Raw genomic sequence first — 24,601 nt, forward strand, 5'->3', positions numbered from 1 at the left:
CCGCGGAGAGCTTCTTGGGCTTCATCGACATCACATCGATCCGCCTCTGGATCCGCCATTTGTCAACATGACCTAATTCCGCTACCGAATGGGCCGCTAAAAGTTCCTTGGTAAGAAACGCCGATAACTCTATAGTCAGGAATTTCAGCGCTATTCGGGTATCCTTCGGATTCGTATTTAACCCATTCAGCAAGAGGGTCGCTGCCTAATCTTGACGCCAAGTATCGTAGTTTTAGCAGAATTGGGCCAATATCTTCGCCATTCATAAGCGACTTTTGTAGGTCTCTCAGCAGCCCCATATGTTTCTCCTCTGGCCGCGCAATGCCAATTTCTCATTAGCGCCGTGTTAAGGCTAAGATGGTTGGACTTGGAAGGTATGTCCAGCCCACCCAAATGCTGTCCAATGAGCGACTGGATGACCGCGCATGCAGCCGTCAGTGTTCACAGTTTCGTGAGCGTTCAGCCGGTCGCAGCGGGCGTTTCTAGCCGTTTCCCAGACATGCAAAACAACATGCAAAGACTGCTGAAATCGCCAAGTTATTCAATGAAATCAATGGTAAGTGGCGGAGAGGGTGGGATTCGAACCCACGGAACCCGTGAAGGCTCAACGGTTTTCGAGACCGCCCCGTTCGACCACTCCGGCACCTCTCCGCGCTTTCTGGGTGGTGGCGGGGATTTAGACGGGCGGGGGTTGAAGCGCAAGGGGCTTCGCGCGAAAACCGCGAAAATTTTCTTGCGAGGTGGATCATGGCAGCAGGCGCGCAAAACCGGGGGCAGGGGGCGCCGTCATGCCCCTGCTGATCGGGCCCATCGCCCATCCGCTGATGCGCGCCCAACTCGCCCCGCAGGCCGTCGAGGCCGCGCCGGTCCTGGGCGCGCTGCAGGGCGGCGGGATGGCGGGCATCGCCCCGCAGGGCTGGCCGCGGTTGCTGGCCGGCGACCGGATGCTGCCGGTCTGGCAGACCGGCTGGACCCCGGCGCTGCGCCGCTATGCCGAGATCTTCGGCCTGGAGCCGCAGGACCATGATGGCCGGGCGCTGCTGGGCCTGGGCGAACCCGCCGCGGAGGCGGACGAATGGCAGCCGGCGCTGGCCGCGGCGCTGGCGGCATGGCTGCTGCGCCTGCCTGCATCGCGCCCTGCCGGGGATCTGCGCCGGCGCTTGCCGATGATCGCCACCTGGGTCGCCTCGCGCCAGCGTGCCGCGGGCGAAAATCCCGGCCTGCCGCATGTCGGGCCGGCCGGCTCGCCTCGTACCCGCATCGATTCGGTCGAGGAGCCCTATTCCGCGTATTTCTCGATGGAGGAGATCCGGCTGAGCCAGCGCCGCAACGACGGCGATTGGACCCCGCCGCTGTTGCGCGCCGTCTTCGTCTCGGGCGATGCGACGGTGGTGCTGCCCTGGGATCCGGTGCGCGACCGGGTCATGCTGATCGACCAGCTGCGCGCCGGGCCGCTGGCGCGCGGCGATGCCCAGCCCTGGCTCTACGAGACGGTGGCCGGCCGCGTCGATGCCGGCGAGACCCCGGAACAGGCCGCCCGGCGCGAGGCGGTCGAGGAGACGGGCATCGCTCTGACGCGGCTGATCCCGGCACCGCACAACTATCCCAGCCCCGGGGCGATGGCGGAATACCTCTATCTTTATGTCGGCATCGCCGATCTGCCCGACGACAGCGCCGGCCTCGGCGGGCTCGCGACCGAGGACGAGGACATCCGCTCGCACCTGATCCCGCGGGCCGAGCTGACGCGGATGGCGCTGGCGGGCGAGATCCGCAACGGCCCGCTGTTGAACCTGGCGTTGTGGCTGGAGCTGCGACATGCCGAGATCCGGCAGAGCCTGGACGCGGCGATGCCCGGCGCGGCGGATCCGGGCCGGTTGGACCGTCCGGGGTTGCCGCCGTCGACCGGCGGCGTGTAAACCGGGCGGGAACATCCTGCGAAAGGCCAAGCCCATGCGCATCTGCCCCGATCTTGCCTCTGCCATCGGAAACACCCCTCTGATCCGGCTGCGCCGGGCCTCGGAAGAAACCGGCTGCGAGATCCTGGGCAAGGCCGAGTTCATGAATCCGGGCCAATCGGTCAAGGACCGGGCCGCGCTCTACATCATCAAGGACGCGGTGGAACGGGGCGAGCTGAAGCCCGGCGGCACCATCGTCGAGGGCACGGCCGGCAATACCGGCATCGGCCTGGCACTGGTCGGCGCCTCGATGGGCTTCCGCTCGGTCATCGTCATTCCCGAGACGCAGAGCCAGGAAAAAAAGGATATGCTGCGGCTGGCCGGCGCCGAGCTGGTCGAGGTGCCCGCGCAGCCCTACAAGAACCCCAACAATTACGTGCGCTATTCCGGCCGCCTGGCCGAGGAACTGGCGCGGACCGAGCCGAACGGCGCCATCTGGGCCAACCAGTTCGACAATGTCGCCAACCGGCAGGCGCATCTGGAGACCACCGGCCCCGAGATCTGGGAACAGACCGGCGGCCGGGTGGACGGCTTCGTCTGCGCGGTCGGCTCGGGCGGGACGCTGGCGGGGGTCGCCATGGCGCTGCAACCCAAGGGCGTCAAGATCGGCCTGGCCGACCCGGAGGGCGCGGCGCTTTACAGCTTCTATACCGAGGGCGTCTTCGACAGCCCCGGCTCGTCGATCACCGAGGGCATCGGCCAGGGTCGGATCACCGCCAACCTGGAAGGCTTCACGCCGGATTTCGCCTATCGCATCCCGGATGCCGAGGCGCTGCCGGTGATCTTCGACCTGCTGGAGCGGGAAGGGCTTTGCCTGGGCGGCTCGTCGGGGGTGAACGTCGCCGGCGCCATCCGCATGGCCAAGGACATGGGCCCCGGTCACACCATCGTGACGGTGCTTTGCGATTATGGCACGCGTTACCAGACCAAGCTCTTCAACCCGGAATTCCTGCGGGCCAAGGGCCTGCCGGTGCCGGAATGGCTGGCCCGCAAGCCTGCCGATCTGCCCGAAGTCTACGAGGACTGAACCGGCCCATGCCTTCTGCCCCGCCCCGGCCCCAGGCCCGCCGCGCGCCCCGCCATGCCCTGCTGTCCCGCTTCGCGACGGTCGCCGTCGTGCTGCTGCTGGCCTTGTCGCTGGGGCTGGCGCGGCCGGCCCTGGCCCAGGATCCGCAGGCACCGGATTACGACGCCTGGAACAAGCTGGCCGAACAGGCCGAGCAGATCCTGGAATCCGGCTCGGCCAATGATGCGCGGCTGCAGACCATCCGCGACGAGGTGGTGAAATGGCGCGAGCGCTTCAAGGAGGCGCAGGGCATCAACGCCACCCGCATCGCCACGCTCAAGGACCAGATCGCCGCACTTGGCCCGGCGCCGACCGAGGGGCAGACGGAATCCGAAGACATCGCCGCCCGTCGCAAGGAGTTGAACGAACAACTCTCGACCCTGCAGGCGCCGGGGCTGCAGGCGGTGGAATCGCATGGCCGCGCCGATGGCATCGTCACCCAGATCGACCAGACACTGCGCGCCCGCCAGACCTTTGCGCTGATCCGCAAGACGCCCTCGCCGCTGAATCCGGCGAACTGGCCGCCGGCCATGGCCGAGGCCGGCCAGGTCGCCGGCAAGATCTATGCCGAGGCGCGTGACCGCTGGGACAGCACCGGCGGCATGACTGGCTTCACCGCGCGGCTGCCGGCCATCGCGGGCTTCCTGCTGGTGGCGCTGCTGCTGCTGTCGCGCGGTCGGCACTGGATCGACTCGTTGCCGTCGCGGCTGTCGGCGCGGGCCAGCGAGCGGTCGCGGGCGGCGCTGATCTTCGGGGTCTCGCTGGGCCAGATCGCCATTCCGCTGATCGGGGTGATCCTGTTCGCGGCGGCCTTGGGCGCGACCGACCTGTTCGACGACTGGGGCCTGCCGCTCTTGCGCTCGGTGCCGGCGGCGGGGCTGTCCTTCTTCGGCGGCATCTGGCTGGCGCGCGGGCTGTTCCCGGCCCCCGACACCGGCGTGCAGCCGCCCCTGCCGATGAGCGCCGAGCGCCGCGCCAAGGCGCAGTTCCGCGCCACGCTGCTGGCCTCGGCCCTGGCGCTGCACCAGCTTTTCGCCCGCACCATCCTGCCGCTGTCCGGCTTTCACAGCCAGAACGACACCGGCACCGTCCCCGAAAGGCTCAGCGAGGCCTCGGCCGGGGTCTGGCACCTCCTGCTGGTGCTGTTCGGCGCCTTCTGCCTGTTCCAGCTTTGCAACGTGCTGCGCGGCCTGCGCCCGAACGAGGCTTCCGAGACGCCGGATTACCGCATCCGCGTGGTGAACTTTCTGGCCATGGCCGGCCGGCTTCTGGCGCTGGTGACGCCGGTTCTGGCGGCGGCGGGCTATGTGACGGCGGGGAATGCGCTGCTTTGGGCCGCGGTTCTGACGCTGGCGCTGGTCGGGCTACTGATCATCCTGCAGGATTTCATCGCCGATTTCTATGCCATGGCCAAGGGCGGCGACCAGTCGGCGCGGGACGCGCTGATGCCGGTGCTGGTCGGCTTCGCGCTGATCTTGCTGTCGCTGCCGCTGTTCGCGCTGATCTGGGGCGCGCGGGTCAGCGACCTGGCCGAGGCCTGGACCAAGGCGCAGCAGGGCTTTGCCTTCGGCGGCGTGCGGCTGTCGCCCATGGCCATCCTGACCTTCCTGATCGTCTTCGCGGTCGGCTATTCTCTGACCAGTTTCGTGCAGGGCGCCTTCCGCAGCTCGATCCTGCCCAAGACCCGGATGGATGCGGGCGGGCAGAATGCGGTCTCGTCGATGATCGGCTATGTCGGGGTGGCGCTGGCGGCGGTCTTTGCCGTCACCTCGGCGGGGATCGACCTGACCTCGCTGGCCTTCGTCGCGGGTGCGCTGTCGGTCGGCATCGGTTTCGGCATGCAGCAGGTGGTGTCGAACTTCGTCTCGGGCATCATCCTGCTGGTCGAGCGGCCGATCGCGGTCGGCGACTGGATCGAGGTCGGCGGCCAGCAGGGCACGGTGCGCAAGATGGCGGTGCGCGCCACCCAGATCGAGACCTTCGACCGCACCCAGGTGATCGTTCCGAACTCGAACCTGATCACCCAGCCGGTGACCAACTGGACGCGCGGCAGCCTGGTCGGGCGGATCATCGTGCCGGTGACGGTAACCGTGGCGACCGACAGCCGGCTGGTCAGCGATCTGCTGCGCGAAATCGCCGAGGATCAGCCGACGGTGCTGGTCAACCCCGCCCCCGCGGTGCTGCTGCGCAGCATTGCCCCGACCGGCCAGAATTTCGAACTGCGCGCCATGCTGTCGGACATCAACGGCGGCGCCTCGGTGGTGTCCGAGATCAACCACCAGATCCTTGAACGCTTCGCGGCGGCGGGGATCGTGCTGCCCGGCAGTGTGCGCATCGCACAGGACATCTTCCTGCACAAGAGCGAGGGCGAGGACAAGACCGTGGGTGAGGGTGAGGGCGAGGACGAAACCGCGCCCGAGGCCGCCCCCCGGCCCGTGCCGCCGCATCAGGCCTGAGGCAAGCGGCGGCTAGCGGCGCAACCCGCTGGACGGTTCCTGCTCTGGCAGGCCCTCCTGCGACAGCAGGATGGCGACCGGGCGCAACCAGGGGATCTGCGCGCAGACGATCATCACCGCCACCATGATCGGCACCGCCAGAAAGGTGCCGGCGATGCCCCAGACCACGCCCCAGAAGGCCAGCGACAACACGATCCCGAACGAGGACAGCCGCAGCGTCTGGCCCAGCAGCATCGGGTCGAAGACATTGCCGACCACGAACTGCACCGCCGTGATCAAACCGCCCAAGGTCAGCGTCAGCGTCGGATCGCCGGTCTGCGCCAGAACCAGGACGATGGCGATGACCGTGGCGATGATCGAGCCCAGCGTCGGGATGAAATTCAGAATGAAGGTCAGCATGGCGATCGCCCCGGCCAGCTCCAGCCCGGCCAGCCGGAAGATCGCCCAGATCAGCGCGGCGGTGACGGCGCTGATCCCGGCCTTGACCACCAGATAGCGGTTCACCCGGCGCATGATGACATGCACCGTGCCCAGCACCTGCCGGGCGCGGTCGGGGTCGCCGGTCAACCGCTCGATCTTGACCGGGAACCAGATCCGCTCGCTGAACATGAAGCCGACGAAGGTCAGGATCAGCACCGAGCCCGAGATCAGGTTCGAGGCCTGCGCCGCGGCCGAGCGCAGCCAGCCGGCGACGTCGATATTGCCCGTGAAGGTGGCGATGGCCTCTTGCGCGCCGGGGCCCCAGCGCTGGCTGAGGCTGGACAGCACCGCCTGCGCCCGGTCGGCATAGGCGATGGCGGTCGAGACCACCTCGTTCACCTGCGCCACTACCGCCGTTGCCGCCCAGAGCAGGCCGATGGCGATGGCGATCAGCGCCAGCGTCGTCGCCAGCCAGTTCGGCACCTTGAGCCGCGCAAAGGCCGAGATCGCATCGCTGGTCAGCGAGAAGATGATGATGGCGAAGGCCAGACAGATCAGGATGAAACGGGCCTGAACCAGCAGGAACAGGATCAGGCCGAAGGCGATGACGCCCAGGAAGCCGGTCCGCAACCGCTCGCTCAGCTGCGAGTCATGGCTGTTCAATCACATCCCCTCGGTTTGCCGGCAAGGCGCGGCCGGGGCAGGGTGCCCCGGCGGCTCATTCCTCGGCCTCATCCTCGCCATTCTCGGCGATGCGGGCAACAGAAACCACTTCCTCGCCGGGCGCGGTGTGGAAGACCCGCACCCCGCCGGCCGAGCGCGAGCGGAAGCTGATGCCGTCCACCGGCACCCGGATCGACTGGCCGGTCGAGGTCGCCAGCATGATCTGGTCGTCGCCCTCGACCGGGAAGCTGGCGACCAGCGGTCCGCCGCGCATCGCCTTGTCCATGGCCATGACGCCCTGGCCGCCGCGGCCGCGCAACGGATAGTCGAAGCTGGAGCTGATCTTGCCGGCACCCTTGGCGGTGATGGTCAGGATCAGCTCCTCGGCCGCCGACATCTCGGCATAGCGCTCCTGCGAGATCGCGGTTTCGGCCACGGCATCCTCGTCCTCGTCCTCCTCGGCGCCGTCATCCAGCGCGCCGGCCACGGCGCGGCGCATCTTCAGATAGGCGGCGCGTTCCTCGGACCCGGCCTCGAAATGCCGGATCACCGACATGCTGACCACCTTGTCGCCGTCGTTCACCAGCCGGATGCCGCGCACCCCGGTCGAATCGCGGCCCTTGAACACCCGCACGTCGGTGGTCGGGAAGCGGATCGCCCGGCCGGCGGCGGTGACCAGCATCACGTCGTCATTCCCGGTCGCCATGCGGGCGCCGATCAGCTCGACCCCTTCAGGCAGCTTCATGGCGATCTTGCCGTTGCGCATGACATTGGCGAAATCCGAGAGCGCGTTGCGGCGCACGTCGCCTTCCGAGGTTGCAAAGACCACCTGGTAGTCGTCCCATTCGCTTTGCGGCGCATCGACCGGCATCAGCGCGGCGATGGAAACGCCGGGATGGATCGGCAGGATGTTGACGATGGCCTTGCCCTTGGCGGTGCGCCCGCCCAGGGGCAGCCGCCAGGTCTTCATCCGATAGACCATGCCGTCGGTGGTGAAGAACAGCAGCTCGGTATGGGTGTTGGCGACGAACAGGGTCGTCACCACGTCGTCCTCTTTGGTCGCCATGCCGGACAGGCCCTTGCCGCCGCGGCGCTGCGACCGGAACTCGGCCAGCGCGGTGCGCTTGATATAGCCGCCCGAGGTGATGGTGACCACCATGTCCTCGCGCTCGATCAGGTCCTCGTCATCCAGATCGCCGGCCCAATCGGTGATCTCGGTCCGGCGCGGCACGGCGAACTGGGTTCTCACCTCGGTCAGCTCGTTCGAGATGATGCCCATGATCCGTTCGCGCGAGGCGAGGATGGCCAGGAATTCGCGGATGGCATCGGCCAGCGTCTTGAGCTCGTCGGTGACCTCTTGCACGCCCAGTTGGGTCAGGCGCTGCAGGCGCAGTTCCAGGATGGCGCGGGCCTGGGTCTCGGACAGGTTGTAGGTGCCGTCCTCGTTGACCGGGTGCAGCGGGTCGTCAATCAGCCGCAGGTATTCGACGATCTCATGCGCCGGCCAGCGCCGCTCCATCAGCCGCGCCCGCGCCTCGGCGGCGTCGGCCGAGCTGCGGATCGTCGCCACCACCTCGTCCACGTTCGAGACGGCCACGGCGAGGCCGCAGAGCACATGCGCGCGTTCGCGTGCCTTGCGCAACTCATAGGCGGTGCGGCGGGCGACGACCTCCTCGCGGAAGGCGATGAAATGCGTCAGGAAGTCGCGCAGCGTCAACTGTTCGGGCCGACCGCCGTTCAACGCCAGCATGTTGGCGCCGAAGCTAGTCTGCATGGGGGTAAAGCGGAACAGCTGGTTCAGCACCACCTCGGCGGTGGCGTCGCGCTTCAGCTCGATCACCACCCGCACGCCGACGCGGTCGGATTCGTCCTGCACATGGGCGATGCCCTCGATGCGCTTTTCCTTGGCAAGCTCGGCGATCTTCTCGATCAGGCTGGCCTTGTTCACCTGATAGGGGATCTCGTCCAGGATGATCGCCTGGCGGCCGGCGCGGGTCTCCTCGATCCGGGTCTTGGCGCGCACGATGATGCTGCCGCGCCCTTCCAGATAGGCCTTGCGGGCGCCCGAGCGGCCCAGGATGATGCCGCCGGTCGGGAAGTCCGGGCCAGGCACGATCTCCAGCAGCCGCTCGGTCGGCAGGTCCGGGTTGTCGATCAGTGCCAGCGTGGCGTCCACCACCTCGCCCAGATTGTGCGGCGGAATATTGGTGGCCATGCCGACGGCGATGCCGCCGGCGCCGTTGACCAGCATGTTCGGGAAGCGGGCCGGCAGGACGGTCGGCTCGCGGTCCTTGCCGTCATAGTTGTCCTGGAAATCGACGGTGTCCTTGTCGATATCCATCAGCAGATAGGCCGAGGGCTTGTCCATCCGCACCTCGGTGTAGCGCATGGCCGCCGGGTTGTCGCCGTCCATGCTGCCGAAGTTGCCCTGGCCGTCCAGCAGCGGCAGCGACATCGAGAAGGGCTGCGCCATCCGCACCAGCGCGTCGTAGATCGAGGCGTCGCCATGCGGGTGATATTTACCCATGGTGTCGCCGACCGGGCGGGCCGATTTGCGATATGGCTTGTCATGGGTGTTGCCGGTCTCGTGCATGGCAAAGAGCACGCGGCGATGCACCGGCTTCAGCCCGTCGCGCAGGTCGGGAATCGCCCGGCTGACGATGACCGACATGGCATAGTCGAGATAGGAGGAACGCATCTCGTGCGAGATGTCGATCACCGGGCCGTCGTGATGCATCACGGCGCGCTCCGATCCGCCGTTCTCGGGGGTATCGTCGTCGTTTTCAGGGATGTCAGCCACGGGGGAAACCTCAAGATCTTGTTGGGCATGGGTCTATCCCATACCCGCCTTGGGTGCAATCTTGACGGGCCGGGGCGTGGCGGGAAATCCGTCCTCAGGCCAGCCCGGCCTCGCGCCGGCGGCCGCGGACCGAGGCGAGCCACAGCGCCGCAAGCCCGGCCGACAGGATGGCGTTCCAGCCCGCCATCGAGATGCCGAACAGGCTCCAGGCCACCTCGTCGCAGCGGACCACCGGGGCCTGTTCCAGCGCGGCCATCAGATCCTGCGTGGACATGGCGGCCAGCCCCGACACGCCGCCCGAGCAATGCTGCGGCCCCAACCACAGCTTCAGTTCGACGCCGGCGTGATAGATGGCAAGGCCGGTGGCGCAAAGCGCCGCGATCAGCCCCAGCGCCGCCAGCCAGCGCTTCCAGCCGAAGAACCAGATCAGCCCGCCGATGACGGCGGCGGCCAGATGCGGCCAGCGTTGCAGGATGCAGAGCTCGCAGGGCGCATAGCCGAGGCTCTGGAAGATCAGCGCCGCGGCCAGCAGCGCGGCGGAGCCCGCGGCGGCGGTCACGGCGATGTGCTTGCTCGAAAATCCGTTCATGGGCCTCCGGTTAGGGCCGCGTGCGGCGGCCGGCAAGTGCCAATCGCGTGAACTCAATGCGGCTTCCAGGTGACGACGCGGTAAAGATAGATCGCCACCACGGCGATCACCACCAGCTTGGACAGCGGATCGACCCAATCCGCGACCAGCGCGTAGTTTTCATGCAGCAGCAACCCGGCGAAGGTCAGCACCCCGGTCCAGAGCGCGCTGCCGATCACGGTATAGAGCAGGAATTTCCACATCGGCATGCGCGCCAGCCCGGCGGGAACCGAGATCAGCGTGCGGATCGCCGGGATCATGCGGCCGAAGAAAACCGCCATGGCGCCGTGACGCTGGAACCAGTCATGCGCCGCGTCGATATCCGAGGGCGAGAGCGTCAGCAGCCGGCCATGGCGGGCGGCGAAGCGTTTCAGCCGCTCCTCGCCGAACCAGAGGCCGATGTAATACCACATCAGCGTGCCCAGCACCGAGCCCAGCGTGCCGACGAGAATGGTCATGGTCAGCGACAAGCGGCCGCTGCCGGCCAGGAAGCCGGCCAGCGGCATGATGACCTCGGACGGGATGGGCGGAAAGACGTTCTCGGCCACCATCAGCATCAGCACGCCGAGATAGCCCCAGCTTTCGATCGTCGAAACCACCCAGTCGAACATGCCTGCCCCCATCGTTTCGGCCCGTGCTGCGGGCTGGGACCGGAACTGTCAAGCCTCCGTCGGTGTTGCGCCGGGCCGGGCTTTGGATAAATCTGGCATGAGGGCCGGGCCGACGCGGTTGCCGGCGGGGGAGGTGGCGATGGAATGGCGGGGCAGACGCGGCAGCAGGAACGTCGAGGACCGGCGCGGCATCGGCCGGGCGGGTGCGGGCGGCATGGGGATCGTCGGCGTGCTGGTGGTGCTGGCGGTGGGCTATTTCTTCGGCATCGATATCTCGCCCCTGGTCGGGACCATCGACAATGGCGGCCAGCAGCAGGGCCAGCCGCGCGAGCTGACCCAGGAAGAGCAGGAGATCGGCCAGTTCGTCTCGGTGGTGCTGGCCGATACCGAGGAGGTCTGGGCCGGCGTCCTGCCCGAGCAGGCCGGGGTGGATTACGCCGATCCGACGCTGGTGATGTTTTCCGGCATCGACAGCTCGGCCTGCGGCACGGCGCAATCGGCCATGGGGCCGTTCTATTGCCCGAACGACCGCGCCGTCTATCTGGACACCGATTTCTTCCGCACCATGAGCGGGCGAATGGGCGCGGGCGGCGATTTCGCCTTTGCCTATGTCATCGCGCATGAGGTCGGGCACCATGTGCAGAACCTGCTGGGGATCCTGGGCCAGACCATGCAGGCCCGTCAGCAAAGCGACCAGGTGACGGCGAACCGCATCTCGGTGCTGACCGAGCTGCAGGCTGACTGCTTCGCCGGCGTCTGGGCCCGCCATGCCAGCCAGCAGTTCAACAGCATCGACGATGGCGACATCGACGAGGCGATCAATGCCGCCGCCGCGGTGGGTGACGACACGCTGATGGAAAAGGCCGGCCGTGCGCCGATGCCGGACGCCTTCACCCATGGCTCGGCCGCCGAGCGGCAGACCTGGTTCAAGCGCGGCTTTTCCTCGGGGCAGATGGGGCAATGCGACACGTTCAAGGCGGCCGGGATCTAGGCCGGCCGCGACGGCGCGGATGGCGCGGCCGCATGAGTGCGTGCGGAACGAAGCAGCCTGGCCGCTGCGCCTGATGGCGCGGTTGCGGGGGTATTTGGGAAACGGTGAAGGGGCGGCGGGCGGTCTTACGGGCGCTGCAGGTGCAGACCGCGCGGCCGGTCCATGGTCGCCCAGTCCGGCCAGAATCCGAAATGCTCGAGCCCGGCCAGCAGCAGACCCAGCGCGATCACCGCCAGCACCAGCTTGACGGTGCGGGCCTTCGGCGGGTTGCGGGCCCAGCGCGAAGCCCGGATCAGCCAGATGAGGTTGTTCATCGCCCCTTTCCTTTGCTAGTGCTGCCCGAAACGAACGGCCCCGGACGATTCCTTGCCCCAGCACAGCGACAGCCGCATCCTGCCCTATACCGCCGACCAGATGTATGCGTTGGTGGCGGATATTGAAAGCTATCCCCAGTTCCTGCCCTGGAACACCGCCGCCCGCATCCGGTCGCGCCGGCCCGGCGCGTCGGGCAGCGAGGTGGTCGAGGCGGACCTGGTCATCAGCTTCAAGGTCTTCCGCGAGCGCTTCGGCTCGCGCGTGACGCTGTGGCCCGAGACGAAGCGGATCGACACCGAATATCTCGACGGGCCGTTCAAGTATCTGCGCAGCGGCTGGAGCTTCGCCGACCTGCCGGAAGGCGGCTGCAGGGTCGAGTTCTTCGTGGATTTCGAGTTCCGAAACGCCATTCTGGGCAAGGTGATCGGCGTGGTGTTCGGCGAGGCCATGTCGCGCATCGTCCGCGCCTTCGAGGATCGGGCCCGCGCGCTTTACGGCGCCTGACGCGCCGCCTGCCAGATCGCGTATTCCGGCGCCAGTTCCGCGCGCAGCCGCGTCTCGGTCTCGGGCGCAAGGTCGGTCGCGGCCTGCGGCGAGACGTTGCGGCGCGGCAGGTCGACGGCGCTGCCCAGCCGTTCCGACAGGAAGGCGACCAGCGCCGGCATCGCCTCGTAGCGGAAGACATGGTCGACGGCGATGCCGCCCGCGTTGTCGGTCAGGAATTCCGACTGTCGGCCCAGCCGGGCATAATCGGGCCGGTCGCCCGGGCGCAGGTAGTTCCGGACGAAGGTTTCGAAGCTGACATGGGCGGTGCTGTTGGCATGGCCGATCAGGCGATCGCGGGCGCGGAAGCGATACCAGCTGCGCAGCCAGTCCAGCGGCTCGCGCACCACCGCCACGGTCTGGAACTCCGGCCCGCCCAGCGGGGACAGCAGCGGCCGGATGCGGTTGAGATACTGCCGCAGGTTCAGGTGCTTGATCTCGGCCCGCGCGCGAAAGGCGATCTCGGCCTGCGGCGAAAGCGCTTCTTCCAGTGCGGTGGTGCCGGTCTTGGGAACCGACAGCAGCACGATGCGGGGCTTGACGAAGATCAGCATGCAGGACGACCCGTGAAAACCATCCCCGCGCCTTAGCGGTCCGGTCCGGGACTGGCAAGGCGGGCCGGGATCGCCGGCCCGCGCAGGGCTCAGATCACGCCGAAGGCGCGCATCGGCTCGGCGACGCGGATGAAGCCGGCGATATTGGCGCCGATCACGTAATCGCCGGGGGCGCCGAATTCCTCGGCGGTGCTGTAGCAGCTGTCATGGATGTCGCGCATGATCTCGGCCAGCTTCGCCTCGGTCTTCTCGAAGGACCAGCGGTCGCGCGAGGCGTTCTGCTGCATCTCCAGCGCCGAGGTGGCGACGCCGCCGGCATTCGCCGCCTTGCCGGGGCCGAACTTGACGCCGGCCTGCTGGAAGGCGCGGATAGCCTCGGGGGTGCAGGGCATGTTCGCGCCCTCGCCGACTGCCGTCACGCCGTTCGCCACCAGCTTCTTGGCATCCTTGCCGGTCAGCTCGTTCTGGGTGGCCGAGGGCATGGCGACGTCGCAGGCCACGTCCCAGATCGAGCCTTCGCCGGACTTCACGAAATAGGCGCCGTTGCCCTCGCCCTTCATCCGCAGGTATTGCGAGATGCGGCCGCGCCGCACCTCCTTGATTTCCTTGAGGAGATCAAGGTCGATGCCGCCCTCGTCCACGACATAGCCCGAGCTGTCCGAGCAGGCCAGCACCTTGCCGCCGAATTCCTGCACCTTCTCGATGGTGTAGACGGCGACATTGCCCGAGCCCGAGACGACGACGCGCTTGCCGTCGAAATCGCTGCCGCCGGTCTGCAGCATGGCCTGGGTGAAATAGGTGTTGCCGTAGCCGGTCGCCTCTTTCCGGGCCAGCGAGCCGCCATAGAACAGCCCCTTGCCGGTCAGCACGCCGGCCTCGTAGCGGTTGGTCAGGCGCTTGTACTGGCCGAACATGTAACCGATCTCGCGCGCGCCGACGCCGATATCGCCCGCCGGCACGTCGGTATATTCGCCCAGATGGCGGTAAAGCTCGGTCATGAAGCTTTGGCAGAAGCGCATGATCTCGCCGTCCGAGCGCCCTTTGGGATCGAAGTCCGAGCCGCCCTTGCCGCCGCCGATGGGCAGGCCGGTCAGCGCGTTCTTGAAGATCTGCTCGAAGCCGAGGAACTTGATGATCCCGACATTCACCGAAGGGTGGAAGCGCAGCCCACCCTTGTAAGGGCCCATGGCCGAGGAGAACTGCACCCGGAAGCCGCGATTGATCTGCACCCGGCCCTTGTCATCGGTCCACGGCACGCGGAAGATGATCTGGCGCTCGGGCTCGCAGATGCGCTCGATCAGCGCGTCTTCGAGATAGTCCGGGCGCTTGGCGACCACCCGGCCCAGGCTTTCCAGCACTTCGCGGACGGCCTGATGAAACTCGGGCTCGCCGGCGTTGCGGCGGACCACTTCCTCATAGATGGGGGCCAGCTTGTCATCGATCTGCGGCATGTCGCGGAATCCTTCCCTTGGGGTCGGAGGGCTCCTTAGCCCAAGGTTCAGGCATTTTGAATGGGGTCAGGGTAATATTTGGGCAAAATGCCGATGTTTTCGGCGGAATGCTTTGCTGGCGCTGCCGGAAATCCAAGAACATCAAGTGCTAAGGCAATTTTATTCTGCCTGTTGACAGAGCAGCAGGCTTTTCCGGCCTTTGCGCAGACGAAAGGACCGCCCGACGCCTCCTCGCGCCGGGCGGCCCATATGCGCCGGGGGCCGGGGTCAGCGGCGCCCCGTCTCCAGCGCGTCCTCAAAGGTGCGCAGGCCGGTGACCGGCGACTGCACCAGCACCGCCATGTTGCCGGGCTTGTGCTGGTTGCGCAGCATTTTCAGATGCGCCTGCGGGATCTCCGCCCAGGGGAAGACCTCGGACATGCAAGGGTCGATGCGGCGTTCCAGCATCAGCTTGTTCGCGGCGCTCGCCTGCTTCAGATGCGCGAAATGGCTGCCTTGCAGGCGCTTCTGGTGCATCCACATGTAGCGCACGTCGAAGGTGCAGTTGAAGCCCGAGGTGCCGGCGCAGATCACCACCATGCCGCCCTTCTTGCAGACCAGGGTCGAGACCGGGAAGGTCGCCTCGCCGGGATGCTCGAAGACGATATCCACGTTGTTGCCCTTGCCGGTGATGTCCCAGATCGCCTTGCCGAACTTGCGCGCCTCGGCGAACCACTCCTTGTATTCGGGGGTGTTCACCGTGGGCAGCTGCCCCCAGCACTTGAAGTCCTTGCGGTTGATCACGCCCTTGGCGCCCAGCGACATGACGAATTCGCGCTTGTCCTCGTCGCTGATGACGCCGATGGCGTTCGCGCCCGCCGCGTTGATCAGCTGGATGGCGAAGCTGCCCAAGCCGCCCGAGGCGCCCCAGACCAGCACGTTCATGCCCGGCTTCAGCTCATGCGGCTCGTGCCCGAACAGCATGCGATAGGCGGTGGCCAGCGTCAGCGTGTAGCAGGCCGATTCCTCCCAGGTCAGGTGGCGCGGCCGCTTCATCAGCTGCTGGGCCTGCACCCGGGTGAACTGGGCGAAGCTGCCATCCGGCGTTTCGTAGCCCCAGATGCGCTGGCTGGGCGAATACATCGGGTCGCCGCCGTTGCATTCCTCGTCGTTGCCGTCGTCCTGGTTGCAATGGATGACGACCTCATCCCCGACCTTCCAGTTCTTGACCTTGTCGCCCACCGCCCAGACGATGCCCGAGGCGTCGGAGCCCGCGATGTGATAAGGGGCGCCGTGGCCGTCGAAGGGGCTGATCGGCACGCCGAGGCCGGCCCAGATGCCGTTGTAGTTGACGCCGGCCGCCATCACCAGCACCAGCACCTCGTTGCTGTCGATCGGCGGGGTCTCGACCACCTCGATCTGCATGGCCTTGTCGGGTTCGCCATGGCGTTCGCGGCGGATGGCCCAAGCGTACATCTGCTTGGGCACATAGCCCAGGGGCGGCATCTCGCCGATCTCGTAAAGGTCCTTTTCCGGTGCGTCATAGGGCGCGATCGGGGTCGGTTGGTCCAGGGCCATCTCAGAGTCCTTTCTTGCCGCTTCCTTGAACCGAGGCCTCCGCCGCGGCGCAGAATCAGCGCGGGTTGTGTGGCTGGTTTTACGAATCTACGCGCAATAATGCAACATCCATTGAACAGAAATTGTAATTTTCTGTCGTTTCTATTTCCTTCGTGCCGCGATGCGGCAGGGCTCGTGCCAGGCCGCCAAGCCAGCCGACCCGCCGGGAAATCGGCTAGGTGGGCATTGACAGGCTGCGGAAAAAAGCCGGCCCGATGGGCCCTGATGCGGCCGGACGGTGCACTCCACCCGGATCGGCCAGCGCTGACAGCATAGCCCGCCAGCCGCGATTCGAAGCTCTCGGTGAATTGGCCGGCTGACCTCGGGTCCAAACCCAGCAACCCGGGGTCGATGACAGCTCTGGCCGGATCGTCCTGGTCGGGCAGCTTCATGCCGGCTGCGGCAAGGCTGTGACCTCCAGCCCGTGCTGGTCTGCGGCGGAGACATCGGAGCCGAAACCGCTACTGACAGCCACGCCGAAATTTTCGTGCCGAAGCTCGTGCGATGTTCTGCCAAAGCTGGCCCACGACAGCGCCGGGGCACGGCAACATCTTCGATCAATGCGACCGAAAGTGCCTGGGCCTAGCTGGTAAACAGCAAGGAAAGCAGTGAATAATGCTGATAAATGGTGCCCGGAGACGGATTTGAACCGCCGACACGCGGATTTTCAATCCAATCGACTCTGCAGCGAAAGCAGCGCGTTAGATCGAAAAAAGTATCAAGACAAACCGGGAACACCCCGTGAACCTGATACCCCTGCCATTCCGTCGAACGCGGCGGCTGCAAAAGAAAACCCCGGTGCGCTGGCGGGCGCAACCGAGGTCAAAGTCGAAAACTTTTGGGAATGGTTCGATTCTAACGTAAAGCGCCAGGCCGGCGCAAGCCGTATCATCGAGGCGGTGCTGTCCTGTGACCCCGAGGACCGGGTGCTGTTCCTCGAAACCATCCTCGACCAGATCCGCCCCGGCTGGCCCAAGTCGTTCAACATCGACGTGATGGAGGAAGCGGGCTGGTGGGCCGACGGCGCCACGACGCCCGAGCGCAAGGCTTACATGCTGGCCTGCTATCGTCGCCTGTCGCGCACCGACAAAGAGGCGTTCCTGACCTACATCACCGGGAGGGCTGCGGCATGACGGTGATGCAGCGCAACGATTTCTCGGAGATGGCCAACTTGGACCGCAAGCACATGCAGGCGGCCGGGCCGCGCTTCAACCCTAACCTGGCTGGCCGCGCGCTGGATCTGTCGGGCGCAATTCGCCCGCTGCACAAGATCAAGCCGGTGCTGAAATCCCGCTATCTGGTCAAGGGCTGGCTCGACCGTGGCGCATCCAGCGTGATCTACGGCGAAAGCAACGTCGGCAAGACGTTCTTTGCCCTGGACCTGGCCTTGCATGTCGCAGCGGGCGAGGAATGGCACGGCAGCCGCGTTCCGACCGGCGAGAAGTGGGCCGGGCCGGTGATCTATGTCGCCTGCGAGGGTGGCAGCGGGATCAACAACCGGATCGAGGCCATGCGCCGGGCCAAGCCCGAACTGATGGAGCGGATCGAGGAAAACGGCGATTTCTGCCTGCTGTCGGCACCGCTGGATCTCTGCACGTCCGAGGATGCCAGCTATCTGATCGACGCGATCCGCGAGGACTTCGACCAGATGCCCAGCCTGATCGTGGTGGACACGCTGGCCCGCACGATGGGGGCGGGTGACGAGAACACCGCCAAGGACATGGGCATGTTCATCAAGAGTATTGACCTGCTGCGCGAGGCGACCGGGGCGCATATCATGGTGATTCACCACAGCGGCAAGGACGCCAGCAAGGGCGCGCGAGGCTCTGGCAGCCTGCGGGCCGCTGTCGATACCGAGATCGAGCTGACCCGCACCGACGACGTGGTGACGGCCGAGGCGCGCAAGCAGCGGGATATGCCTTGTGACGGCGTGTTCGCCTATCGGCTCAAGGGCGTGTTCCTCGGCCATGACGAGGACGGCGACAAGGTGACGTCCGCCGTGGTGGAGGCGACCGAGGCCCCGGCCAAGCGCGTGAAGCTGACCGGCTCCGACAAGATCGCCCTGCAAGCCCTGTCCGACGCAATCGCGCTGCACGGCAAGGTGATGCTCAGCGATATGTTCCCGGCCAACCGGGAGGTCGTGTCGCTGGAGAACTGGCGCGAGATGTGCGACCGCCATTCGCTTTCCGCTGGTGATAGCCCGACGAGCAAGAGGACCGCGTTCCACAAGGCCAAGACCCGCCTGCAAGACAAGGAACAGGTGCGGATTGTGGACGGCTATGCCTGGCGTGTCGTTGCTGGCGACGAGCGTTCCCACCGTTCCCAGACCGTTCCCCGGAACACCGGGAACGCAGGTCAAGCCACCGTTCCCACCGTTCCCGCGCTCTATAAGAGCGGGAACGCAGGGAACGCAGACCCCGGACAGGAACATAGCCCAGCTTCTCGGCTGCCTGATCCCGACGCCTTCCACCCGGAGGCATGGACATGAGAGCTTCAGTTGAGAATGATTCGCAACTAGGATATACTGTTTCCATGCACATCACCCGCACGCCCCTCTCGACCGACGATCCGTTCATCCTGGACGATGTGAAGCTGCACGCCCGCGTGTCGTTCGATGACGACGACCCGGATCTGGTGCTGATGGCCCGGACGGCGGCGCGCGAGATCGAGGCGCATTGCGCGCTGGCGCTGATGACCCAGATCATCACCGTCACCATGACCGAATGGGGATGCGTGGTTCCTCTGCCCATTGGCCCGCTGGACGTGGTGGCGCTGGACGATCACCCGATCACCGTGCAGACCCGTGAGGCGGATGGTTCGCTTATCTCCTGGCCGCAAGGCTGGTGGGTGGATGCCGGGCGCTATCCCGTGCTGCACCTGACCGATCGGCAGTTCATGGACGGCACGTCGCTTGTCGTGACCTATCCGGCAGGCTTCGGCTCGGCTGCGGCCAGCATCCCCGAGGATCTGCAACACGCGATCAACGACCAGGCGGCGGCGTTCTATGATCAGCGCGGGGCCGAGGATGGCAAGCAGGGGCTATCGCTGGCCGCGTCCCGCATCGCAGCGCGTCACCGCAGGGTGGCCGTGGCATGACGCAGGACGGGCGCAAGGGCGCGAGGGTATCCACCCCCAAGGGCAAGCGGAAGGCGGCTCCTGCGGCCTCTGTGGGCCTCTGTGATGGTCCCAATCCCGAGACTTCGGTTCGGACGGTGGACCGGCGGCGGAGTGTTCCGCTCTCTTTCCCGACCCCCGAAAAGGCCGATCTGGCGATCCAGTTCCTGGAAACCCTGAAAATTCCGGAAGGGAAAAAGGCCGGTGAGCCGCTGCGGCTGGCCGAGTTCCAGAGGCGTTTCGTGCGCGGCGCGCTGGCGGATGGCGTCATGGTGGCCTGCCTCTCCATTGGCCGGGGCAATGCCAAGACCGCGCTGTCGGCGGGGCTGGCGCTCGGCGCGCTCAAGGGTATCTGGGACGATCAGCCCAAGCGCGAGATCCTGTTTGCCGCCCGGAACCGCGATCAGGCCAAGACCGCGTTCCAGTTCCTGGTCGGCTTCATCGAGGGGCTGCCCGAGGACGAGCAAGAGCAATTCCTGATCCGGCGCGGCTCCAAGCTGGAAGTCGAATACAGCGGCAACGGCGGCGGGCTGGCGCGCTGTATCGCGGCAGATGGCAAGTCCATTCTCGGCGGCGCTCCGACGCTGGCCCTGATGGACGAACGGGCGGCTTGGGAACGCGAGAAGGGCGACAACCTCGAAAACGCGATCCTCTCGGGCCTCGGCAAGCGCGACGGGCGGGCGCTGATTATCTCGACCTCGGCACCTGACGACGCGAACACCTTTTCCCGCTGGCTGGATGAACCACCGCCCGGCACCTATGTGCAGGAACATCGGCCAGCCTTTGGCCTGCCTGCCGACGATCTGGAAAGCCTGCTGCAAGCCAACCCCGGCGCGCCCGAGGGCATCGGCTCCACCCCCGAATGGCTGGTGGCCCAAGCCAAGCGGGCAATCGCGCGGGGCGGCTCTGCGCTTACGTCCTTTCGCAATCTCAACAGGAATGAGCGTTGCTCTAGCGAAGATCGCTCCGTCCTGGTGACGGTGGACGAATGGCTGTCTGCCGAGGTGAACCCCGACCAGCTTCCCCCGCGCGAAGGGCCGTGCATCCTCGGCGTGGATCTGGGCGGCTCTCGCTCCATGTCGGCAGCTGCGTTCTACTGGCCGGAAACAGGCCGTCTTGAGGCTCTGGGCACTTTCCCCGCCGCGCCGTCTCTGGCCGACCGTGGGGCCGCTGATGGCGTCTCCGACCGCTACACCGAGATGCAGGAACGCGGCGAGCTGTCCGTCATGGGCGATGCGACGGTTCCGCCCGGCCCGTGGCTGGCCGAGATCGTCAAGAAGCTGGACGGCATCACCCCGGCTTGCATCTGCGGCGACCGCTTCCGCCACGCCGAGTTCATCGAGGCGATGGAAAAGGCCGGGCTGGCCCGCGTCCCGTTCATCTGGCGGGGCTTCGGCTGGAAAGACGGCTCCGAGGACATCGAGCGGTTCCGGCGCGCGCTGTTCGACGGCGAGGTGAAGTGCACGGCGTCCCTGCTGCTGCGCTCGGCCTTCTCCGACGCAATCGTGCTGCTGGACCCGGCCATGAACGCCAAGCTGGCGAAGGGCCGCAGCCTTGGGCGCATCGACGCTGCGGCGGCGACCGTGCTGGCGGTGGCGCAGGGGCAGCGCATGAAGGCGGCACCGATCCGCAAGGCGAGGCTGCAATGGGCGTGACGCGCGACGATTGGCGGCGGTTCTCTCGGCCCGTCCTGAAAACCAAACGCTGGCAGGTGCTGCGGCAGATCGTGCTGGAACGCGACGGCTGGGCTTGTGTCGATTGCGGCACCAGGCGCGGCCGGCTGGAAATCGACCATGTAAAGCCGGTTCGCAGCAATCCCGAGCTGGCCTTTGACCCGGCGAATTGCGCCACCCGGTGCAGTTCCTGCCACACCAAGAAAACCCGGATCGAGTGCGGGCACCCCGCGCCGATCATCACGCCCGAGCGATCCGCCTGGGCGAAAGCTGTTGCCGATCTGGCGACAAATCCCAACCCGGCAACATGAGGTATCACATGCTGGATTCTGTGAAAATCGCCCGTCGCCAGTCGGAAATCCGGCAGGCTCTGGCGGGTCTGGTCGGCAAGGAAAACCCGACCGAGGACGAAACCCGCTCCATGGAAACCATGGATCAGGAATATCGCACCAACGAAACCCGCTACCGCGCGGCGCTGATTGCCGAGGACACCGAACGGCGCGAGGCCGGGGCGGATCTGGAAACCCGCTCGGATCGTGAATATGCCGAGCTGCTGGGCCGGTTCGAGCTGCGCCAGGTGGCGCTGGCTCTGGACGAGGGAAAGGCGCTGTCGGGCGCGACCAAGGAAGTCGTGGACGAGCTGCGCAGCAAGGGCGGCTATCAGGGCGTCCCGGTGCCGCTGGCGGCTCTGGAAACCCGTGCTGGCGAAACCGTCGCGGCTGACCAGATCAACCCCAAGACGATCCGCCCGGTCATCGACCGGCTGTTTCCGGCTTCGGTGGCATCGCGCCTCGGCGTCCAGTCCATCAACATCACCTCGGGCGAGCTGGAATTTCCGGTGGCGACCGCTGGTGCCGTGTTCGGCTGGCAGACCACCGAGCTTGCCAATGTCGGCGCGGCCTCGGCCTATCAGACCACCGAACGCAGCCTGAACCCCGACCAGACCGGCGGCGCGCAAATGGTCATCAGCCGCAAGGCGCTGAAACAGGCGGGCGAAGGGCTGGAATCGGCCATCCGGCGCGACCTGAACGCGGTGATCGGAACCGAGCTTGACCGGGTTGTCATCAACGGCACCGGCGCGGCTGGCCAGCCTCTGGGCATCATCCCCGGCGCCGCGACCTATGGCATCACCTCGACCCCCGTTGGCGCAGCGGCGTCCTGGGCGGCGTTCCGGGCGCAGGTCGTGGCGTTCATGCAGGCCAATGCGATCACCTCGGCCAGCCAGGTCAATCTGGGCTTTGGCCCGTCGATCTGGGCCGAGCTGGACGATGCGCTTATCACCGGCACCGCTGTCTCGGAATGGGACCGCCTGACCAAGCACATCGGCAGCCCGGCGATCAGCAATGTCATCCCCGCCGAAACCGCGATCCTGACCGCGACCGTGCAGGGCATCGCACCGGGCTATCTCGGCATCTACGGCGGCGTGGATCTGATCCGCGACCCCTACACCAAAGCGGCCTCGGGCCAACTGGTCCTGACCGCGCTGGTCACGGCCGATTTCACCGTGCCGCGTGGCCTGCAAACCCGCATCCTGACCGGCATCGGGGAACCCTGATGCTCTGGGGCGGTAATCTCGGGGCGCTTGAGATCCGGGCCGAGGGCGGGGAAACCCGCCTGACCGCCCGCTTTCCCTATGGTGCGCAAACCGAGCTGGCACCGGGGCGGCGCGAGGTTATCGCCCCTCGGGCTTTCGCTGACCGGATCGAGGCGGGCGAGGATATCCATCTGCTGTCCGGTCACGATTACAACCGGCCGCTAGCCAGCAGATCTGCTGGCAACCTGACCCTGACCGATGGTGACGACGCCTTGCTGATCGAGGCGCGCATTGCGGACGGCACGACATGGGCACGGGACTTTCTGGCGGCTCATGCAGGCGGGTTGATCCGTGGGTTGTCGCCGGGTTTCCGCGTGGATCAGGGCGGCGAGCGGATCGAGCGGCGCGGCGCGGGCATCCTGCGCACCATCACGCGCGCGGCGCTGTTCGAGCTGTCGGCAGTCACCCGGCCCGCCTATCCCTCGGCGCAGATCGAGGCGCGGGCATGGGAAACCCATCAGGACCGGCAACCCTATAGGGGTGCTGTTCACCCCCTCAACCGTTGGAGGGCGTGACATGGGCCTGCTGTCATTTTTCACGCGGAAAACTGATCCTGTCGAAACCCGCGCTGTGCAGCCCGGATACACAAGCGCGCTCATGGCGGCGCGCGAGGCGTGGATCAGCGGCGGCTCGGGGCTGGCCGAACTGACCGGGGCCGTGCAAGCCTCTGTGAGCCTCTGGGAAAGCGGCCTGTCGCTGGCGGACGTGACCGGCACCGATCTGCTGGATCGCCGCTCCATGGCGCTCTGCGCGCGCGCTCTGGCGCTGCGGGGCGAATGCCTGTTCCTGATCCGTGACCGGCTGATCCCGGCCACCGATTGGGACATTAGCACCCGCTACGGCCAACCCCGCGCCTATCGCGTGGGCCTGCCCGAAGTCGGCGGCGGGCGCTCGGAAACCGTGCTGGCGGGCGAGGTGCTGCACTTCCGCATCGGCTGCGATGCTGTGACCCCGTGGGCCGGGACTGCTCCCTTGGCAAGGGCGAAGCTGTCGGCATCGCTCCTGGACGAAATCACCACCGCCCTGCGCGATGTGTTCCGCGATGCGCCCATCGGTTCGCAGATCGTGCCCGTCCCCGAGGGTGCTGCCGAGGATATGGCGCTGATGCGGCGCAGCTTCCGGGGCAACCGGGGCGCGGCGCTGGTCATCGAGGGCGTGGCGCAGGCGACGGCGGCGGGCATGAACCCGAACATCGGCCAGTCCCCAGACCAGCTTTCCCCGCAGATCGACAAGACGCTGGCCGACAAGCTGCTGACCGAGGCCAAGGGCGAGATCTACAACGTGTTCGGCATCCTGCCCGGCCTGACCAACCCGGCCACCACCGGCCCCTTGGTGCGCGAGGCGCAGCGCCACCTGGCGCAGCTGGTGCTGCAACCCATCGCCAACCTGATGGCCGAGGAAGCGGCCGAGAAGCTGGGCGCGACCGTCGCCATCGACGTGGTGCGGCCGATGCAGGCCTATGACCATGGCGGCAAGGCCCGGGCTGTCGCGACCATGCTGCAAGCCATGGCCCAGGCGAAAGAGGCCGGGCTGGACGCGGCCACCGTCAAGGACGCGCTGCAATTCATCGACTGGGCGGAATGACAAGATAAGGCGGGGTGCGCCTGCGGGCTTGTGATCTGTTCACCGCGAAGCATCTGGGATTAGACGGCGAGTGCCCGGCTCCGACAGCCGAGAACCCCGTCAAGGCGCGGCCCTTAGTCCCTTTCTCCGAGGGCGCGGCGCGGGCAGGCACGGCGTCACACCGGGGCCTGCCAACGCGGCACGTGCATGTGCCAGCCCCGCGTCTGGGGCCAGGGCCGGGATGGCGCAGGGGATCTGCGCGCCCGGCCCGATCTATTCAAGGCGCCAACTTTCTAAAGCCTTCGGTGCTACAGTAAGCATCGGCTGGGCTATCCCCGCCGGGAAGTCGGTCTCGGATCATAACAGCCTCGCGAAGCAAGTAGTCTGCTTCTGCGATAGCATCCTCGATCAAACGCTTTGAAACTGGCTGTCCGACGTGAAGCCATTGCCGACTCTCATAGTCTTGCCAATAATGCTCAACCTGGATTTTTCCATTATTCAAGAAGAATGCTCCGTGCGCAGCGATGTTGCGATTTATCAGGCCATCCGGCTCTGTTGCACAAATCGCGTGAGGGATTCATCTCGCGAATCCAGGGTGGTAGCTGGGA

Annotated in this window: 22 protein-coding genes and 1 tRNA gene; 13 read left to right on the top strand and 10 right to left on the bottom strand. The window is 66.5% G+C overall.

Features of this window, described 5'->3' with window-relative positions; genetic code table 11:
- Window positions 1-62: 62 nt before the first annotated feature.
- Window positions 63-299 (bottom strand): AbiTii domain-containing protein, encoded by a 237-nt coding sequence (locus tag ACFOMP_RS12185; protein ID WP_379030912.1) that lies wholly within the window; start codon window positions 297-299, stop codon window positions 63-65.
- A 262-nt stretch (window positions 300-561) separates the two neighbouring features.
- Window positions 562-651: transfer RNA gene (locus tag ACFOMP_RS12190), tRNA-Ser, on the bottom strand.
- A 137-nt stretch (window positions 652-788) separates the two neighbouring features.
- Here ACFOMP_RS12190 and ACFOMP_RS12195 point away from each other — a divergent pair.
- From ACFOMP_RS12195 to ACFOMP_RS12205, 3 genes are read left to right on the top strand one after another with little or no spacing between them, the layout of a single operon-like run.
- The gene (locus ACFOMP_RS12195; RefSeq protein ID WP_289894997.1) at window positions 789-1,916 is read left to right on the top strand and encodes an NUDIX domain-containing protein; all 1,128 of its coding nucleotides are present in this window, start codon (window positions 789-791) and stop codon (window positions 1,914-1,916) included.
- A 34-nt stretch (window positions 1,917-1,950) separates the two neighbouring features.
- A complete protein-coding gene (locus ACFOMP_RS12200; protein ID WP_289894998.1) occupies window positions 1,951-2,982 on the top strand; it encodes a cysteine synthase A in 1,032 nt (343 codons plus the stop codon).
- Window positions 2,983-2,990: 8 nt separating this feature from the next.
- Window positions 2,991-5,477: a DUF3772 domain-containing protein gene (locus tag ACFOMP_RS12205; protein ID WP_379030916.1), complete on the top strand. Its 2,487-nt coding sequence runs from the start codon at window positions 2,991-2,993 to the stop codon at window positions 5,475-5,477.
- Between the two features lie 12 nt (window positions 5,478-5,489).
- Here ACFOMP_RS12205 and ACFOMP_RS12210 read toward each other — a convergent pair whose 3' ends face one another.
- The 4 genes from ACFOMP_RS12210 to ACFOMP_RS12225 all read right to left on the bottom strand — a co-directional run bounded on the left by ACFOMP_RS12210 (window position 5,490) and on the right by ACFOMP_RS12225 (window position 10,599).
- Window positions 5,490-6,560, bottom strand: coding sequence for an AI-2E family transporter (locus tag ACFOMP_RS12210; protein WP_379030919.1), 1,071 nt, complete (start codon window positions 6,558-6,560; stop codon window positions 5,490-5,492).
- 55 nt (window positions 6,561-6,615) lie between these two features.
- Window positions 6,616-9,360, bottom strand: coding sequence for a DNA gyrase subunit A (gene gyrA / locus ACFOMP_RS12215; RefSeq protein ID WP_379030922.1), 2,745 nt, complete (start codon window positions 9,358-9,360; stop codon window positions 6,616-6,618).
- Between the two features lie 94 nt (window positions 9,361-9,454).
- Window positions 9,455-9,949, bottom strand: a complete 495-nt coding sequence (locus ACFOMP_RS12220; protein ID WP_379030924.1) for a disulfide bond formation protein B — start codon at window positions 9,947-9,949, stop codon at window positions 9,455-9,457.
- Between the two features lie 53 nt (window positions 9,950-10,002).
- On the bottom strand, window positions 10,003-10,599 hold the full coding sequence (locus ACFOMP_RS12225) for a DedA family protein (protein ID WP_289895002.1): 597 nt from the start codon (window positions 10,597-10,599) through the stop codon (window positions 10,003-10,005).
- A gap of 139 nt (window positions 10,600-10,738) precedes the next feature.
- Between ACFOMP_RS12225 and ypfJ the strand changes: the two genes are divergently transcribed.
- Window positions 10,739-11,590, top strand: a complete 852-nt coding sequence (gene ypfJ, locus ACFOMP_RS12230) for a KPN_02809 family neutral zinc metallopeptidase (RefSeq protein ID WP_289895944.1) — start codon at window positions 10,739-10,741, stop codon at window positions 11,588-11,590.
- 125 nt (window positions 11,591-11,715) lie between these two features.
- Here the strand turns inward: ypfJ and ACFOMP_RS12235 are convergent, their stop codons facing one another.
- A complete protein-coding gene (locus ACFOMP_RS12235) occupies window positions 11,716-11,904 on the bottom strand; it encodes a hypothetical protein (protein WP_289895003.1) in 189 nt (62 codons plus the stop codon).
- Window positions 11,905-11,956: 52 nt separating this feature from the next.
- On the opposite strand from ACFOMP_RS12235, the gene ACFOMP_RS12240 reads away from it, so the two are divergent.
- On the top strand, window positions 11,957-12,409 hold the full coding sequence (locus tag ACFOMP_RS12240) for a type II toxin-antitoxin system RatA family toxin (RefSeq protein WP_019352157.1): 453 nt from the start codon (window positions 11,957-11,959) through the stop codon (window positions 12,407-12,409).
- On the opposite strand, the gene ACFOMP_RS12245 is transcribed toward ACFOMP_RS12240, so the two are convergent.
- The 3 genes from ACFOMP_RS12245 to ccrA form a co-directional block, all read right to left on the bottom strand.
- A complete protein-coding gene (locus tag ACFOMP_RS12245; protein WP_379030929.1) occupies window positions 12,397-13,002 on the bottom strand; it encodes a gamma-glutamyl kinase in 606 nt (201 codons plus the stop codon). The genes ACFOMP_RS12240 and ACFOMP_RS12245 overlap by 13 nt on opposite strands.
- Before the next feature lie 89 nt (window positions 13,003-13,091).
- The gene (gene gdhA, locus ACFOMP_RS12250; RefSeq protein WP_289895005.1) at window positions 13,092-14,453 is read right to left on the bottom strand and encodes an NADP-specific glutamate dehydrogenase; all 1,362 of its coding nucleotides are present in this window, start codon (window positions 14,451-14,453) and stop codon (window positions 13,092-13,094) included.
- Window positions 14,454-14,720: 267 nt separating this feature from the next.
- Window positions 14,721-16,010 carry a crotonyl-CoA carboxylase/reductase gene (gene ccrA, locus ACFOMP_RS12255; protein ID WP_289895006.1) on the bottom strand — a complete coding sequence of 430 codons (1,290 nt, stop codon included), beginning with the start codon at window positions 16,008-16,010 and terminating at the stop codon, window positions 14,721-14,723.
- Between the two features lie 647 nt (window positions 16,011-16,657).
- Here ccrA and ACFOMP_RS12260 point away from each other — a divergent pair.
- From ACFOMP_RS12260 to ACFOMP_RS12295, 8 genes are read left to right on the top strand one after another with little or no spacing between them, the layout of a single operon-like run.
- The gene (locus ACFOMP_RS12260) at window positions 16,658-17,182 is read left to right on the top strand and encodes a hypothetical protein (protein WP_379030934.1); all 525 of its coding nucleotides are present in this window, start codon (window positions 16,658-16,660) and stop codon (window positions 17,180-17,182) included.
- Window positions 17,179-18,537: an AAA family ATPase gene (locus tag ACFOMP_RS12265; RefSeq protein ID WP_379030937.1), complete on the top strand. Its 1,359-nt coding sequence runs from the start codon at window positions 17,179-17,181 to the stop codon at window positions 18,535-18,537. Before ACFOMP_RS12260 ends, ACFOMP_RS12265 begins: the two co-directional genes overlap by 4 nt.
- Window positions 18,538-18,581: 44 nt before the next feature.
- Window positions 18,582-19,145, top strand: coding sequence for a head-tail connector protein (locus ACFOMP_RS12270; protein ID WP_379030940.1), 564 nt, complete (start codon window positions 18,582-18,584; stop codon window positions 19,143-19,145).
- Window positions 19,142-20,818, top strand: coding sequence for a terminase large subunit domain-containing protein (locus tag ACFOMP_RS12275; RefSeq protein WP_379030943.1), 1,677 nt, complete (start codon window positions 19,142-19,144; stop codon window positions 20,816-20,818). The genes ACFOMP_RS12270 and ACFOMP_RS12275 overlap by 4 nt, the downstream gene beginning before the upstream one ends.
- Entirely contained in the window at window positions 20,809-21,147 is a 339-nt protein-coding gene (locus ACFOMP_RS12280; protein ID WP_379030946.1) for an HNH endonuclease, read from the top strand. The genes ACFOMP_RS12275 and ACFOMP_RS12280 overlap by 10 nt, the downstream gene beginning before the upstream one ends.
- 8 nt (window positions 21,148-21,155) lie before the next feature.
- Entirely contained in the window at window positions 21,156-22,391 is a 1,236-nt protein-coding gene (locus ACFOMP_RS12285; protein WP_379030949.1) for a phage major capsid protein, read from the top strand.
- A complete protein-coding gene (locus ACFOMP_RS12290) occupies window positions 22,391-22,945 on the top strand; it encodes an HK97 family phage prohead protease (protein ID WP_379030952.1) in 555 nt (184 codons plus the stop codon). The genes ACFOMP_RS12285 and ACFOMP_RS12290 overlap by 1 nt, the downstream gene beginning before the upstream one ends.
- 1 nt (window position 22,946) lies before the next feature.
- Window positions 22,947-24,014: a hypothetical protein gene (locus ACFOMP_RS12295; RefSeq protein ID WP_379030955.1), complete on the top strand. Its 1,068-nt coding sequence runs from the start codon at window positions 22,947-22,949 to the stop codon at window positions 24,012-24,014.
- The last annotated feature ends 587 nt before the right edge of the window (window positions 24,015-24,601 follow it).

This window comes from Paracoccus simplex, from assembly GCF_042648325.1.
In the GTDB taxonomy this organism is placed as follows: Bacteria; Pseudomonadota; Alphaproteobacteria; order Rhodobacterales; family Rhodobacteraceae; genus Paracoccus; species Paracoccus simplex.

What these genes read in the sequence shown, in the direction of transcription:
- ACFOMP_RS12185 (WP_379030912.1), bottom strand. Translation starts at nt 299, where the DNA reads ATGGGGCTGCTGAGAGACCTACAAAAGTCGCTTATGAATGGCGAAGAT.
- ACFOMP_RS12195 (WP_289894997.1), top strand. Translation starts at nt 789, where the DNA reads ATGCCCCTGCTGATCGGGCCCATCGCCCATCCGCTGATGCGCGCCCAA.
- ACFOMP_RS12200 (WP_289894998.1), top strand. Translation starts at nt 1,951, where the DNA reads ATGCGCATCTGCCCCGATCTTGCCTCTGCCATCGGAAACACCCCTCTG.
- ACFOMP_RS12205 (WP_379030916.1), top strand. Translation starts at nt 2,991, where the DNA reads ATGCCTTCTGCCCCGCCCCGGCCCCAGGCCCGCCGCGCGCCCCGCCAT.
- ACFOMP_RS12220 (WP_379030924.1), bottom strand. Translation starts at nt 9,949, where the DNA reads ATGAACGGATTTTCGAGCAAGCACATCGCCGTGACCGCCGCCGCGGGC.
- ACFOMP_RS12225 (WP_289895002.1), bottom strand. Translation starts at nt 10,599, where the DNA reads ATGTTCGACTGGGTGGTTTCGACGATCGAAAGCTGGGGCTATCTCGGC.
- ypfJ (WP_289895944.1), top strand. Translation starts at nt 10,739, where the DNA reads ATGGAATGGCGGGGCAGACGCGGCAGCAGGAACGTCGAGGACCGGCGC.
- ACFOMP_RS12235 (WP_289895003.1), bottom strand. Translation starts at nt 11,904, where the DNA reads ATGAACAACCTCATCTGGCTGATCCGGGCTTCGCGCTGGGCCCGCAAC.
- ACFOMP_RS12245 (WP_379030929.1), bottom strand. Translation starts at nt 13,002, where the DNA reads ATGCTGATCTTCGTCAAGCCCCGCATCGTGCTGCTGTCGGTTCCCAAG.
- gdhA (WP_289895005.1), bottom strand. Translation starts at nt 14,453, where the DNA reads ATGCCGCAGATCGATGACAAGCTGGCCCCCATCTATGAGGAAGTGGTC.
- ccrA (WP_289895006.1), bottom strand. Translation starts at nt 16,010, where the DNA reads ATGGCCCTGGACCAACCGACCCCGATCGCGCCCTATGACGCACCGGAA.
- ACFOMP_RS12265 (WP_379030937.1), top strand. Translation starts at nt 17,179, where the DNA reads ATGACGGTGATGCAGCGCAACGATTTCTCGGAGATGGCCAACTTGGAC.
- ACFOMP_RS12270 (WP_379030940.1), top strand. Translation starts at nt 18,582, where the DNA reads ATGCACATCACCCGCACGCCCCTCTCGACCGACGATCCGTTCATCCTG.
- ACFOMP_RS12275 (WP_379030943.1), top strand. Translation starts at nt 19,142, where the DNA reads ATGACGCAGGACGGGCGCAAGGGCGCGAGGGTATCCACCCCCAAGGGC.
- ACFOMP_RS12280 (WP_379030946.1), top strand. Translation starts at nt 20,809, where the DNA reads ATGGGCGTGACGCGCGACGATTGGCGGCGGTTCTCTCGGCCCGTCCTG.
- ACFOMP_RS12285 (WP_379030949.1), top strand. Translation starts at nt 21,156, where the DNA reads ATGCTGGATTCTGTGAAAATCGCCCGTCGCCAGTCGGAAATCCGGCAG.
- ACFOMP_RS12290 (WP_379030952.1), top strand. Translation starts at nt 22,391, where the DNA reads ATGCTCTGGGGCGGTAATCTCGGGGCGCTTGAGATCCGGGCCGAGGGC.
- ACFOMP_RS12295 (WP_379030955.1), top strand. Translation starts at nt 22,947, where the DNA reads ATGGGCCTGCTGTCATTTTTCACGCGGAAAACTGATCCTGTCGAAACC.